We start from the raw sequence: 13,212 nt of genomic DNA, 5'->3' as shown, positions 1-13,212 counted from the left end.
CCCGCTCGTTGTCATTACGTGAGCACGACACAGACACCACCTGTTCTCGCCGCAGAGCTGGCAGAGGCGTGGGCCGACATTCAGCGGTACCACCCCGAGCTGCCGGACCTTGCCGCGCCAGAGTCCCTGATCGGAGAGTCGTCGTCCGCGTGCGGTCACGAGCTCTCCTTCGAGCGACTGCTCCATGAGGCAGTCCATGGCATCGCCGCCGCGCGCGGCGTACGCGACACGTCCCGCGCCGGCCGGTACCACAACCGCAGATTCCTCGCGATCGCCGAGGAGCTGGGCCTGGACCACCCCGAGGAACCGCACCCCAGCAGCGGCTTCTCACTGGTCACGCTCAACCCCGAGGCCAAGCGCCGCTACCGCCCGACCATCGAGCGGCTGCAGCGCGCCCTCAAGGCCCACACGGCAGCCACCTCCGCCGACACCCCGAAGAGCTTCCGCGGCCCGGCGGCCCGGCACGGCTCGTCCGGGGGCGGGGTGCGAGTGAAGGCGGTGTGCGACTGCGGCCGTAACGTACGGGTCGTCCCGTCGGTGCTGGCCCAGGCGCCGATCGTCTGCGGCGGCTGCGGCAAGCCGTTCCGGATCCCGGAGGTCGTGGGAGCTGCATAAGCGCGGGTCCTGGAGCACCGGCATCTCGTGGCTGCCGGAATCCGGAGCACCGCGCGCGGGGAGCCGACCGCCGTCTGCGGGCAGTCGTGCCGCTGGCGCGGCACGGGTGGACGCAGACGGCACCCCGTGGCGCCGGTCCGCGCGACCACCCCAAGGGCACCTGCGGCGCCGGGTGCCCCTCAGCCATGCCCAGGCGCGGCTCGCCCCCCTCGGCCAAAAGCGACCCGCAGGGTGTGGCACAATGGCTAGCTGTACTCGACAGCCGCACAGGAACCCTCTCGCCTCCGGCTGACGCGTCCATCGGGCACTCGGGTACCGCAACCCCACGCGGCAATCTCGCCGTGCCCAACCACGTCAAAACCAGGAGAACCCACTCCCGTGGCAGTCAAGATCAAGCTGAAGCGTCTGGGCAAGATCCGTTCGCCTCACTACCGCATCGTCGTCGCCGACTCCCGCACCCGTCGTGACGGCCGTGCGATCGAGGAGATCGGTCTGTACCACCCGGTGCAGAACCCCTCGCGCATCGAGGTCAACGCCGAGCGCGTGGCGTACTGGCTCGGTGTCGGCGCCCAGCCGACCGAGCCCGTGCTCGCCATCCTGAAGAAGACCGGCGACTGGCAGAAGTTCAAGGGCGAGCCCGCCCCGGCGCCGCTGCTGCAGCCGGCCGAGAAGGCCACGCGCCCGTCGTTCGAGGCCCTTGGCGGCGACGACGAGGGCAAGGGTGAGGCCATCACCCAGAAGAAGAAGGCTGAGAAGAAGGACGAGGCTGCTGCTGAGTCCTCTGCGTCTGCGCCGACCGAGGCCTGAGCATGCTCGAGGAGGCTCTCGAGCACCTCGTGAAGGGCATCGTCGACAACCCTGACGATGTGCAGGTCGCCTCGCGCAACCTGCGCCGCGGCCGTGTGCTCGAGGTCCGGGTCCACCCCGACGACCTCGGCAAGGTGATCGGCCGCAACGGCCGCACCGCGCGCGCTCTGCGTACCGTCGTGGGCGCCATCGGCGGCCGCGGTGTCCGCGTCGACCTCGTCGACGTGGACCACGTCCGCTGACGCCAAACGCAACACCGGCTCGGGCCGGGGAGGGCCACTGCGCCGTCCCCGGCCCGTAGTCGTTACCAGCCGTTACGACAGGAGATCCTGGGAAGTGCAGCTCGTAGTCGCACGGATCGGCCGTGCCCACGGCATCAAGGGCGAGGTCACCGTCGAGGTCCGTACCGACGAGCCCGAACTGCGGCTCGCACCCGGCGCCGTACTCGCCACCGATCCCGCCTCGGCGGGTCCGCTCACCATCGAGACGGGCCGCGTCCACAGCGGCCGCCTGCTCCTGCGCTTCGAGGGCGTACGCGACCGCACCGCGGCCGAAGCGCTGCGCAACACCCTCCTGATCGCCGAGGTGGACCCCGAGGTGCTCCCCGAGGAGGAGGACGAGTACTACGACCACCAGCTGATGGACCTGGACGTGGTCACCAAGGACGGCGTCGAGGTCGGCCGTATCACCGAGATCTCGCACCTGCCCTCCCAGGACCTGTTCATCGTGGAGCGCCCGGACGGCAGCGAGGTCCTGATCCCCTTCGTCGAGGAGATCGTCACGGAGATCGACCTCGAGGAGCAGAAGGCGGTCATCGACCCGCCGCCCGGCCTGATCGACGACCAGGCGGAGATCGTGACCACCCGGGAAGAGTCGTAAGACATGCGCCTCGACGTCGTCACGATCTTCCCCGAGTACCTGGAACCCCTGAATGTCTCGCTCGTCGGCAAGGCACGCGCGCGTGGACAGCTGAACGTCCATGTGCACGATCTGCGCGAGTGGACCTACGACCGCCACAACACCGTCGACGACACCCCGTACGGCGGCGGCCCCGGCATGGTCATGAAGACCGACCCCTGGGGCGACGCCCTGGACTCGGCCCTCGCGGACGGCTACGAAACCGGCTCGCACGCGCCCGCGCTGATCGTCCCCACCCCCAGCGGCCGCCCCTTCACCCAGGAACTCGCCGTCGAGCTCTCCGAGCGCCCCTGGCTGATCTTCACACCCGCGCGCTACGAGGGCATCGACCGCCGGGTGATCGACGAGTACGCCACCCGCATGCCCGTCCACGAGGTGTCCATCGGCGACTACGTCCTCGCCGGCGGGGAAGCGGCCGTGCTGGTCATCACGGAGGCCGTGGCCCGCCTGCTGCCCGGCGTCCTCGGCAACGCCGAGTCCCACCGCGACGACTCCTTCGCTCCCGGCGCCATGGCCAACCTCCTGGAAGGCCCCGTCTACACCAAGCCGCCCGAGTGGCGCGGCCGCGGCATCCCCGACGTGCTGCTCAGCGGCCACCACGGCAAGATCGCCCGCTGGCGCCGCGACGAGGCCCTGCGGCGTACGACGGCCAACCGGCCCGACCTGATCGAGCGCTGCGACCCCAAGGCCTTCGACAAGAAGGACCGCGAGATGCTCTCCATCCTGGGCTGGGCCCCGGACCCGGCGGGGGAGCCGTACGGCCGATTTTGGCGCAGGACCGAGGGCGTGGAAGAATAGGCCGCTGTTGTGCGTCGTCCGGCGTGCGCCCCTGCCACAGGGGGACACGACGCCCGCCCCGACACGGACAGCATCCTCCTGGAAAACCTAGTTCCCGCCTATGACCTGTGGCATGGGCGAAGAAAGCAGACGAAATGTCTCACCTGCTCGACTCCGTCGACAGCGCGTCGCTGCGCAGCGACGTCCCGGCCTTCCGCCCGGGTGACACCGTCAACGTCCACGTCCGCGTCATCGAGGGCAACCGCTCCCGTGTGCAGCAGTTCAAGGGCGTTGTGATCCGCCGCCAGGGCGCCGGTGTCCGCGAGACCTTCACGGTCCGCAAGGTCTCCTTCTCCGTCGGCGTCGAGCGCACCTTCCCGGTGCACACCCCGATCGTCGAGAAGATCGAGCTCGTCACCCGCGGTGACGTGCGTCGCGCCAAGCTGTACTACCTGCGCGAGCTGCGCGGTAAGGCCGCGAAGATCAAGGAGAAGCGCGACAGCTGAGCTCGCGCAGGCGTTCATACCGGGGCCGGATAGCATCTGGCCCCGATGGACACCGAAGCACAGCACACGGAGCGCGACCGCTCCTCCCGCCCTTCCGATTCCGAGGACGTCTCCCGGGAGATCTCGGACACAGAGGGGCCGGAGGGACGGTCGCGTTTCGCGTTGGTGTCGCGGGTCGCCGACTTGTTGCCCGGGGGGCGGATCAGTCTGACGCTCCTCGTCTGCCTGGTGTTTTTGCTGCTCCTCAACACTTTCGTGGTCCAACCATTCCAGATTCCCAGCGGATCCATGGAAAACGGGTTGAGGATCGGCGACCGCGTTCTCGTAAATAAGTTGGCGTACCGTTTCGGTGCCGAGCCGCGGCGCGGCGATGTCGTCGTGTTCGACGGCACCGGGTACTTCGGCAACGCCGACTACATCAAACGCGTCGTGGGCGTAGGGGGAGACCATGTGGTCTGCTGCGACAGGGAGGGGAGGATCGAGGTGAACGGCCGGTCGGTCGACGAGTCGACGTTCCTCCACCCCGGTGACAGCCCCTCCACGGTGCCCTTCACCGTCGTCGTGCCCGACGGCACCCTCTTCGTCCTCGGCGACCACCGCAGCGACTCCAGCGACTCCCGCGACCACCTGGGCTCGCCCGGCGGCGGCATGATCCCCGTCTCGGACGTCATCGGACGCGCCGACTGGATCGTCTGGCCCAGCGCCCACTGGACCCGCCTGCAGCGTCCCGGCGCCTACGCGCGCGTGCCCGCCGCGGACGGTGCGCATGGGTAACCGTGGCAAACCGCGCGGTGTCGCGAGCGGCCCGGCCGACGGGCTGCTGCCCACCGGCTCCCGACGCGCCTCCGGACCGGTGGCCGGGGGCGGCGGTCGCACCCGCGCCGAGCGGCGCAAGCTGCAGCGCAAGGTCAAACGAAAGCGCAGGCGCAGCGCGGTCAAGGAGATACCCCTCCTCGTCGGCGTCGCGGTCCTCATAGCCCTGGTCCTGAAGACGTTCCTCGTCCAGGCGTTCGTGATCCCGTCCGGCTCCATGGAGCAGACGATCCGGATCGGCGACCGTGTCCTCGTCGACAAGTTCACCCCGTGGTTCGGCTCGAAGCCCAAGCGCGGGGACGTCGTCGTGTTCAAGGACCCGGGCGGCTGGCTCGCGGGCGAGCAGACCACGACCAAGAAGAGCGACCCCGTCGTCGTCAAGCAGGTCAAGGAGGGGCTCACCTTCATCGGCCTGCTGCCGTCCGACAACGAGAAGGACCTCATCAAGCGGGTCATCGGCGTCGGCGGCGACCACGTCAAGTGCTGTGACACGCAGGGGCGGGTGACCGTCAACGGCGTTCCCCTGACCGAGGGCGACTATCTGTATCCCGGAAACGCCCCCTCCACACAGCCGTTCGACATCACCGTCCCCAAGGGGCGGTTGTGGGTGATGGGCGATCACCGGGGCAACTCCGCGGACTCCCGCGCGCATCAGAACACGCCGTACGGCGGCACGGTCTCGGAGGACTCCGTGGTGGGACGGGCGATGGTCATCGCCTGGCCCTTCGGCCACTGGACCTCCTTGAAAGAACCTAAAACTTTCTCCTCCGTCTCCAACTCCGTGTCGGGGACGACCGCGTCCCCGCAGCTGTCGCATAGGGTTGCTCCTGACTATTTCAACGGAACGGTCCAACTCCCGAGCCCTGCGGAACTCCCGCTCGTTATGGGAGTGGTGGGCCTGCACCGCGTCTGGGGCAGGCAGCGGCACAGAGTAAGGAGTTGGCGTGGGGGATGTGGCGGTTGGCGCACGGTCCGGACACGACGGCGAGGAGCACCGCGGACAGCCCGTCCAAGGGGTTTCCGCAGCCGTCCCGGCCGCGGACAGCGCCGTGACCTCCGGGAGTGACTCCGGGGCGACCGACGACGGCAGGACGCCGGGCGAGCGGAACCGGACCGAGGAACAGGGGTCGGACGGGACACCCCCCAAGTCCAAGAAGCAACGCTCCTTCTGGAAGGAGCTGCCCATCCTGATCGGCATCGCGCTCGTGCTCGCGCTGCTGATCAAGACGTTCCTGGTGCAGGCGTTCTCGATCCCTTCGGACTCGATGCAGAACACCTTGCAGCAGGGCGACCGGGTCCTGGTCGACAAACTCACCCCCTGGTTCGGCTCGAAGCCGGAGCGTGGCGAGGTCGTCGTCTTCCACGATCCGGACAACTGGCTGGCGGGCGAGCCCACGGCCAATCCGAACCCGCTGCAGAAGGCCCTCAGCTGGATCGGCCTGATGCCGTCCGCCGAAGAGAAGGACCTCATCAAGCGCGTCATCGGCGTCGGCGGCGACACCGTCTCCTGCAAGGGCTCCGGCCCGCTCAGGGTCAACGGCAAGGCGCTCAACGACGCGTCGTTCGTGTACGCGGGCAACACCCCGTGCAGCGTCGACGACCAGGGCGGCCAGTTCACGGTGAAGGTCCCCAAGGGCTACATCTGGGTCATGGGCGACCACCGTCAGAACTCGCGGGACTCGCGCTACAACCAGAGCGACAAGCACAACGGCATGGTTCCGGTGAGCAAGGTCGTCGGACGTGCCATCGTCATCGCCTGGCCCATCACTCGCTGGGACACCCTCCCGATCCCGGACACCTTCGACCAGCCGGGACTGAACGACCAGTCCTCGGCGTCCGCCGCCCTGACGGCCGCCCCGAACGCGCTCGCCCTGACCGGGGTGGTTCCGGCGGCCCTGTGGCGTCGTAGGAAGATCGCGGCGGCCGAGCCCCGCAAAGCGGACGCGGAGCACTCCGCCTGACCGTGCCTTGGTGAAGCCCTGGTGCAGCTGTGACCTCGGTCGGCCATGAGGGGCTGACCGGGTCAGGTACTGCCGGGTAGGGTGCGGACCCATGGGTGGCGAGAGCACTACGCGTACGGCCCCGCGCAGCGGTGGCAAGAGCACGGGCCCGGTGGGCAGCAGGACCGGACAGCGACTGTCCGGACTGGCCGTCGCACTGGGCATTGTGCTGTTCCTCGGCGGATTCGGCTGGGGAGCGGTGGTCTACCGGCCGTACACCGTGCCGACCACCTCGATGACGCCGACGATCGACGCCGGCGACCGGGTCCTGGCCCAGCGCGTCGACGGCAGTGAGATCCGCCGGGGCGACGTCGTCGTGTTCAACGACAAGTCCTGGGTGACCAACGCCTCCGTGGTCAAGCGCGTGGTCGCGGTCGGCGGTGACACGGTCTCCTGCTGCACGAACGGCAAGCTGACCGTCAACGGCAAGCAGATCGACGAGGGCTACCTCAAGGGCAGCGTCGTCGAGGACAAGAACATCCCGACCGTGAAGGTCCCCCAGGGCCGCCTGTTCCTGCTCGGCGACGAGCGCCAGGGGTCGCTGGACTCCTCCGCCCACCTCAGTGACGCCGCCCAGGGCACCGTCGCGCGCTCCGCCGTGACGGCCCGCGTGGATGCCGTCGTCTGGCCCATGAAGGGCATGCTGGAACGCCCCACCGGCTTCGAGACCCTCGGCGTGCTCTCCCAGCCGGGCCCGCTGCGGACCATCGTCACCCTGATCGTGGCCGGCGCCGTGCTCGTCCTCGGCGGCGGCGCGTACGGCCCGATCGCCAAGCGGACGGGCGGGCGCCGCACCCGTGCGCGGACGGAGCCCGTGGGTGCCCGCTGAGGCTGCGGGTGGGTACGAGGACTCGTACCGGGGCGGGCTGCGCAAGGTGGCCCGGGTGGTGCTGCTCGACCCCGAGGACCGCATCCTGCTCCTGCACGGCCATGAGCCGGACGATCCGGCCGACGACTGGTGGTTCACGCCCGGCGGCGGACTGGAGGGCGACGAGAGTCGTGAGGAGGCCGCTCTCCGGGAACTCGCCGAGGAGACCGGCATCACCGATGTCGAACTCGGCCCGGTGCTGTGGCGGCGGATGTGCTCGTTCCCGTTCGCGGGCCGCCGCTGGGACCAGGACGAGTGGTACTACCTGGCCCGTACGAGGGACACGTCCAGGGTGGTGCCCGGGGCCACCGGCCTCACGGAACTGGAGCGGCGCAGCGTCGCCGGAGCACGCTGGTGGACGTGTCGGGAACTTGCCCGGGCGCATGAGACCGTGTACCCGACCAGACTCGCCGAGCTGCTGTGCAGGCTGCTCGACGAAGGTCCCCCGGCCGGCCCCGTGACCCTTGACCCCGAAATCGTCTAGGGGCTCACGGGACTGGCGCACAATGGTGGGATCGCACGGCTGAAGGGGAAGCTGCCATGAGCGCCGAGGACCTCGAGAAGTACGAGACCGAGATGGAGCTGAAGCTCTACCGGGAGTACCGCGATGTCGTCGGTCTGTTCAAATACGTGATCGAGACCGAGCGGCGCTTCTACCTGACCAACGACTACGAGATGCAGGTGCACTCGGTCCAGGGCGAGGTGTTCTTCGAAGTGTCGATGGCGGACGCCTGGGTCTGGGACATGTACCGGCCGGCTCGGTTCGTGAAGCAGGTGCGGGTACTCACGTTCAAGGACGTGAACATCGAGGAGCTGAACAAGAGCGATCTCGAGCTGCCGGGCGGCTGACGGCCACGGTAGGTCGCTCGTGTGGGTGACGAGTTTGTCCACAACCGCCGAGTAGTCCACCAAGATCCACTTGGTGGGAGCGGATGCGTGACGGTTGGCGCCGGAGGTGGTGCCGACATGAGGACACGCAACGCACAACGCAGCGCCATGGGCAGGTACGGCGAGGATCTGGCCGCGCGGCGGCTGGCGGACGCCGGTATGACGGTCCTGGAGCGCAACTGGCGCTCGGGCAGGACGGGTGAGATCGACATCGTGGCCCGGGACGGGGACGTCCTGGTGGTCTGCGAGGTGAAGACCCGCAGGGCGGGCATTTTCCAGCACCCGATGGCTGCGGTCACGCCGACGAAGGCGCAGCGCCTGCGCGGCCTGGCGGAACGCTGGGCGCAGGAACACGGCGGGGCTCCGCCGGGCGGCGTCCGTATCGACCTGGTGGGCGTCGTGCTCCCCGACCGCGGCGCACCTGTGGTCGAACACGCGCGGGGGGTGGCGTGATGGGGTTCGCGCGTACGTGCTCGGTGGCGCTCGTCGGCGTCGAGGGTGTGGTGGTCGAGGTCCAGGCGGATCTGGAGCCGGGGGTGGCGGCGTTCACGCTGGTGGGGCTGCCGGACAAGAGCCTGAGCGAGAGCCGGGACCGGGTGCGGGCGGCCGTCGTCAACTCGGGCGGCGAATGGCCGCAGAAGAAGCTGACGGTGGGGCTGAGCCCGGCCTCGGTGCCGAAGGCCGGAAGTGGCTTCGATCTGGCCGTCGCCTGCGCCGTGCTCGGCGCCTGCGAGCGGATCGACCCACGGGTGCTCGCCGACATCGTCATGATCGGAGAGCTGGGTCTGGACGGCCGCGTCCGGCCGGTGCGGGGCATCCTGCCGGCGGTGCTGGCCGCGGCGGACGCCGGCTACGAGCAGGTGGTCGTGCCCGAGTGCGCGGCCGCCGAGGCCTCGCTGGTGCCCGGTGTCTCCGTCCTGGGCGTGCGCAGCCTGCGCCAGCTGATCGCCGTCCTGGCGGACGAGCCGGTACCCGAGGAGGAACCGGACGAGCAGGGCCGTCCCGATCCGCTGCTCGCGGGTCTGCGGGTGCCCGGCACGGGCGCGGCCACGGGGATGCACAGCCTGGGCGCCGCCCAGCACGACCAGGGCCATGACCTCGCCGACGTGGTGGGCCAGATCTCGGCGCGGACGGCGGTGGAGGTCGCCGCGGCGGGCGGCCACCATCTGTTCCTGGAGGGCCCGCCCGGCGCCGGGAAGACCATGCTCGCGGAGCGGCTCCCCGCGATCCTCCCGCTGCTCGGCAGGCAGGAGTCCCTGGAGGTCACGGCGGTGCACTCGGTGGCAGGTCTGCTGCCGCCGGGCAAGCCCCTGATCGACGTCGCTCCCTACTGCGCCCCGCACCACTCGGCCACCATGCAGGCGCTGGTGGGCGGCGGCCCGGGCATCGCACGACCCGGCGCGGTCTCGCTCTCGCATCGGGGCGTGCTCTTCCTCGACGAGACGCCCGAGTTCAGCAGCCACGCCCTCGACGCGCTGCGGCAGCCCTTGGAGGCGGGGCACGTGGTGATCGCGCGCAGCGCGGGTGTCGTGCGGTTCCCGGCGAAATTCCTGATGGTGCTCGCGGCGAACCCCTGCCCCTGCGGCCGCTTCTCCCAGGCGGACGACTTCTGCGAGTGTCCGCCCTCGGCGATCCGCCGCTACCAGGCGCGGCTGTCCGGCCCGCTGCTCGACCGGGTCGACCTGCGCGTCGAGGTCGACCGGGTCACCCGCGCCCAGCTGACCCAGCGGGGCGCCGGCGGCGAGTCCACCACGACGGTCGCCGACCGCGTGCGGGCGGCCAGGGAGCGTGCGGCGGCCCGGCTCGTGGGCACGCCGTGGCGGACCAACAGCGAGGTCCCCGGGCGGGAGCTGCGCAGCCGCTGGCACGCCGCGGCCGGTGCGATGGACGAGGCGGAGCGGAATCTGGAGCGGGGCGTGCTGACCGCCCGCGGGCTCGACCGCGTGCTGCGCGTCGCCTGGACCGTCGCGGACCTCGTGGGCCACGACCGGCCCGACGCGACCGACGTCGCCCTGGCGCTGCAACTGCGCACCGGCGTGCCGCGCGGAGTGCCCATGGCCATCGGGGCGCTGACATGAGCCCCGGTGACAGTCCGGCCGACGAGCTGCTCGCCCGTGTCCTTCTCAGCCGTGTGCTCGAACCGGGGGACGAGGTCGGCGGGCGGTGGCTGCGGGAACTCGGCGCGGTGGAAGTGGCGCGACGGCTGCGCGAGGGCGGGCCGCAGCTCGTCGGCATCACCGACAAGCGGTGGGCGGGGCTGCTGGACCGGGCCGGGCAGGCCGAGCCCGAGCGGGATCTCGCCGCCGCCCAGCAGGCCGACATGCGGTTCGTGGCGCCCGGGGACGGCGAGTGGCCCGGGCAGCTCGACGACCTGGGGGACGCCCGGCCGGTGGGCCTGTGGGTGCGGGGACGGGCCAGTCTGCGGATGTGGGCGCTCAGATCCGTCGCCGTCGTCGGGGCACGGGCCTGCACCGAGTACGGGGCGCACATGGCGGCCACGCTCGGCGCCGGGCTCGCCGAGCACGGCTGGGTGGTGGTGTCCGGCGGCGCCTACGGGGTCGACGGCGCCGCCCACAGGGGCGCCCTCGGCGCCGGGGGTGCCACCGTCGCGGTGCTGGCCTGCGGGGCCGACCGGGCCTACCCGCGCGGACACACCGAGTTGCTCGGCAGGATCGCGGAACAGGGACTGGTGATCGGGGAGTTGCCGCCCGGCGATCACCCGACACCGAGCAGATTCATCGTGCGCAACCGGGTGATCGCCGCCCTGACCAGGGGCACCGTGGTCGTCGAGGCCGCGCACCGCAGCGGCTCGCTGGTCACGGCACGGGCCGCGCAGCGGCTGGGGCGGCACACGATGGGCGTGCCCGGGCCGGCCACCAGCGGCCTGTCCGCCGGAGTGCACGAGCTTCTGCGGGGCGACGCCGTGCTCGTCACCGACGCCGCGGAAGTCGTCGAGCTGGTCGGCGACATGGGCCAGCTCGCCCCGGACCGGCGCGGACCCGTGCTGCCCCGCGATCTGCTGGAGCCCGGCGCCCGCCGCGTCCTGGCCGCACTGCCCGGCCGCGGCTCGGCGCCGCCCGGTGACATCGCGCGGGGTGCGCAGACCACGCAGGACGACGCGATCGCGAGACTGTACGAACTCCGATCACTCGGTTACGTCGAACGACACGGCGACGGCTGGAAGTTGACACGCCAGGCGATGATCTCCGTCCGCGGGGGTCGCAGTCCGTGTTGACCGAGCGTGTTCGGCCGTCCGGGGGAAGCCTGACACCTGTGCAAATGCGCGTAGTTGACGTCCTCCGGCGGTCACGCACAGCGATCGTCATGACTCTGTGGGGCGTCCTGCGGAACGTATCTGCGCACCCGTTCCGCGCCGGTCTTCGCGCACCGCGACACTTCAGTCACGCTACGCTCACGAGGATTCCGGCACAGACCGGCATCTCGACACCAGACCGACAGCTCACCCAGGCACCCCCACTTCACGGCAGAACGGCACAAGGCGACGAATGCCCCAGCACACCTCCGGGTCCGACCGGGCGGCGATCCCCCCAGCCGCCCGTGACGGTGGCAGCGTGCGGCCGCCCGCTCCCTCGACGCTCGACGAGCTGTGGCGGTCGTACAAGGACACGGGCGACGAGCGGCTGCGGGAGCAGCTGATCCTGCACTACTCGCCGCTGGTGAAGTATGTGGCGGGACGGGTGAGCGTCGGTCTGCCGCCCAACGTGGAGCAGGCCGACTTCGTCTCCTCCGGGGTCTTCGGGCTCATCGACGCGATCGAGAAGTTCGACATCGACCGGGAGATCAAGTTCGAGACGTACGCGATCACCCGGATCCGGGGCGCGATGATCGACGAGCTCAGGGCTCTGGACTGGATCCCGCGATCGGTGCGGCAGAAGGCGCGGAACGTGGAGCGGGCGTACGCGACCCTGGAGGCGCGTCTGAGACGGACACCGTCGGAGGGCGAGGTGGCCGTCGAGATGGGCATCCCCGTCGATGAACTCCACGCCGTGTTCAGCCAGTTGTCGCTGGCCAACGTGGTGGCCCTGGAAGAGCTGCTGCACGTGGGGGGCGAGGGCGGGGACGGGCTCAGCGTGATGGACACGCTGGAGGACACCGCCGCCGACAACCCCGTGGAGGTGGCCGAGGACCGGGAGCTCAGACGGTTCCTGGCCCGGGCGATCAACACCCTGCCCGAGCGGGAGAAGACCGTGGTCACGCTGTACTACTACGAGGGCCTCACGCTCGCCGAGATCGGGAACGTGCTCGGCGTGACCGAGAGCCGGGTGAGCCAGATCCACACCAAGTCGGTGCTGCAGCTGCGGGCGAAGCTGGCGAGCTTCGGACGCTGAGCGGCCCGACTCACTCCCGTCAGGGGTGGTCCGTCCGTAAAGTGGTTGACGTGCCAAGGATTCGAGCGGCCTCGGTGGCCGAACACCGGTCGATGCAGCGAGCCGCCCTGCTGGACGCGGCCCGGTCTCTGCTGTCCGAGGGTGGGACGGAGGCGCTGACGTTCCCGGCCCTCGCCGAGCGGACGGGGCTCGCACGGTCGTCCGTGTACGAGTACTTCCGCTCCCGGGCGGCCGTCGTCGAGGAACTGTGCGCGGTCGACTTCCCGGTGTGGGCCGCGGAGGTCTCGGCGGCGATGGAGCGGGCGGGGTCGGCCGAGGGCAAGGTCGAGGCGTATGTGCGCCAGCAGCTGGTGCTGGTCGGGGACCGGCGGCATCGGGCCGTGGTGGCGATCTCCGCGAGCGAGCTGGATGCGGGGGCCCGGGAGAAGATCCGGGCCGCGCACGGGGGGCTGGTCGCGATGATCGTCGAGGCGCTCGGGGAGATGGGGCATGCTTCGCCCCGGTTGGCCGCGATGTTGGTGCAGGGGATTGTGGACGCGGCTGTGCGGCGGATCGAGCTGGGGGCGGCGGAGGAGCCTTCGGCGATCACTGAGGCTGCAGTGGCCATGGCGCTGCGGGGAGTTCGCGGCTGACGGTGCTGCGGGTTGCCCTCGGGGGCATGTCGCCGGCCC

At 70.5% G+C, this 13,212-nt stretch carries 17 protein-coding genes; all 17 read left to right on the top strand.

Features of this window, described 5'->3' with window-relative positions:
• Window positions 1-18: 18 nt before the first annotated feature.
• The 17 genes from ABD355_RS34415 (at window position 19) to ABD355_RS34335 (ending at window position 13,173) form a co-directional block, all read left to right on the top strand.
• Window positions 19-615, top strand: coding sequence for a hypothetical protein (locus ABD355_RS34415; RefSeq protein WP_030943152.1), 597 nt, complete (start codon window positions 19-21; stop codon window positions 613-615).
• Window positions 616-993: 378 nt separating this feature from the next.
• Window positions 994-1,422 carry a 30S ribosomal protein S16 gene (rpsP, locus tag ABD355_RS34410; RefSeq protein WP_344404843.1) on the top strand — a complete coding sequence of 143 codons (429 nt, stop codon included), beginning with the start codon at window positions 994-996 and terminating at the stop codon, window positions 1,420-1,422.
• A 2-nt stretch (window positions 1,423-1,424) separates the two neighbouring features.
• A complete protein-coding gene (locus tag ABD355_RS34405) occupies window positions 1,425-1,664 on the top strand; it encodes an RNA-binding protein (RefSeq protein ID WP_003973401.1) in 240 nt (79 codons plus the stop codon).
• Window positions 1,665-1,758: 94 nt separating this feature from the next.
• The gene (gene rimM, locus ABD355_RS34400; RefSeq protein ID WP_344404842.1) at window positions 1,759-2,301 is read left to right on the top strand and encodes a ribosome maturation factor RimM; all 543 of its coding nucleotides are present in this window, start codon (window positions 1,759-1,761) and stop codon (window positions 2,299-2,301) included.
• Between the two features lie 3 nt (window positions 2,302-2,304).
• Complete coding sequence (gene trmD, locus ABD355_RS34395) at window positions 2,305-3,138, top strand: tRNA (guanosine(37)-N1)-methyltransferase TrmD (protein ID WP_344404840.1); 834 nt, start codon at window positions 2,305-2,307, stop codon at window positions 3,136-3,138.
• A 134-nt stretch (window positions 3,139-3,272) separates the two neighbouring features.
• Window positions 3,273-3,623 carry a 50S ribosomal protein L19 gene (gene rplS / locus ABD355_RS34390; protein WP_030866123.1) on the top strand — a complete coding sequence of 117 codons (351 nt, stop codon included), beginning with the start codon at window positions 3,273-3,275 and terminating at the stop codon, window positions 3,621-3,623.
• Window positions 3,624-3,668: 45 nt separating this feature from the next.
• The gene (lepB, locus tag ABD355_RS34385; protein WP_344404839.1) at window positions 3,669-4,397 is read left to right on the top strand and encodes a signal peptidase I; all 729 of its coding nucleotides are present in this window, start codon (window positions 3,669-3,671) and stop codon (window positions 4,395-4,397) included.
• On the top strand, window positions 4,390-5,502 hold the full coding sequence (gene lepB, locus ABD355_RS34380) for a signal peptidase I (RefSeq protein ID WP_344404838.1): 1,113 nt from the start codon (window positions 4,390-4,392) through the stop codon (window positions 5,500-5,502). Before lepB (ABD355_RS34385) ends, lepB (ABD355_RS34380) begins: the two co-directional genes overlap by 8 nt.
• Complete coding sequence (lepB, locus tag ABD355_RS34375; protein ID WP_344404837.1) at window positions 5,390-6,397, top strand: signal peptidase I; 1,008 nt, start codon at window positions 5,390-5,392, stop codon at window positions 6,395-6,397. The genes lepB (ABD355_RS34380) and lepB (ABD355_RS34375) overlap by 113 nt, the downstream gene beginning before the upstream one ends.
• 91 nt (window positions 6,398-6,488) lie before the next feature.
• Complete coding sequence (lepB, locus tag ABD355_RS34370) at window positions 6,489-7,265, top strand: signal peptidase I (RefSeq protein WP_344404835.1); 777 nt, start codon at window positions 6,489-6,491, stop codon at window positions 7,263-7,265.
• Complete coding sequence (locus ABD355_RS34365; RefSeq protein WP_344404834.1) at window positions 7,255-7,788, top strand: NUDIX hydrolase; 534 nt, start codon at window positions 7,255-7,257, stop codon at window positions 7,786-7,788. Before lepB (ABD355_RS34370) ends, ABD355_RS34365 begins: the two co-directional genes overlap by 11 nt.
• A 56-nt stretch (window positions 7,789-7,844) precedes the next feature.
• The gene (locus ABD355_RS34360) at window positions 7,845-8,153 is read left to right on the top strand and encodes a DUF2469 domain-containing protein (protein WP_003965949.1); all 309 of its coding nucleotides are present in this window, start codon (window positions 7,845-7,847) and stop codon (window positions 8,151-8,153) included.
• A gap of 87 nt (window positions 8,154-8,240) precedes the next feature.
• Complete coding sequence (locus ABD355_RS34355; protein ID WP_344404833.1) at window positions 8,241-8,645, top strand: YraN family protein; 405 nt, start codon at window positions 8,241-8,243, stop codon at window positions 8,643-8,645.
• A complete protein-coding gene (locus tag ABD355_RS34350; protein ID WP_115905635.1) occupies window positions 8,645-10,270 on the top strand; it encodes an ATP-binding protein in 1,626 nt (541 codons plus the stop codon). Before ABD355_RS34355 ends, ABD355_RS34350 begins: the two co-directional genes overlap by 1 nt.
• Window positions 10,267-11,427: a DNA-processing protein DprA gene (gene dprA, locus ABD355_RS34345; protein ID WP_344404832.1), complete on the top strand. Its 1,161-nt coding sequence runs from the start codon at window positions 10,267-10,269 to the stop codon at window positions 11,425-11,427. The genes ABD355_RS34350 and dprA overlap by 4 nt, the downstream gene beginning before the upstream one ends.
• A 271-nt stretch (window positions 11,428-11,698) precedes the next feature.
• A complete protein-coding gene (gene whiG, locus ABD355_RS34340) occupies window positions 11,699-12,541 on the top strand; it encodes an RNA polymerase sigma factor WhiG (RefSeq protein ID WP_344404831.1) in 843 nt (280 codons plus the stop codon).
• Window positions 12,542-12,615: 74 nt separating this feature from the next.
• Window positions 12,616-13,173 (top strand): TetR/AcrR family transcriptional regulator, encoded by a 558-nt coding sequence (locus ABD355_RS34335; RefSeq protein ID WP_344405026.1) that lies wholly within the window; start codon window positions 12,616-12,618, stop codon window positions 13,171-13,173.
• Window positions 13,174-13,212: the final 39 nt, after the last annotated feature.

It is taken from the genome of Streptomyces longisporus (assembly GCF_039532765.1).
Classification (GTDB): domain Bacteria; phylum Actinomycetota; class Actinomycetes; order Streptomycetales; family Streptomycetaceae; genus Streptomyces; species Streptomyces longisporus.
This window is presented reverse-complemented; position numbering and strand designations above follow the sequence as displayed.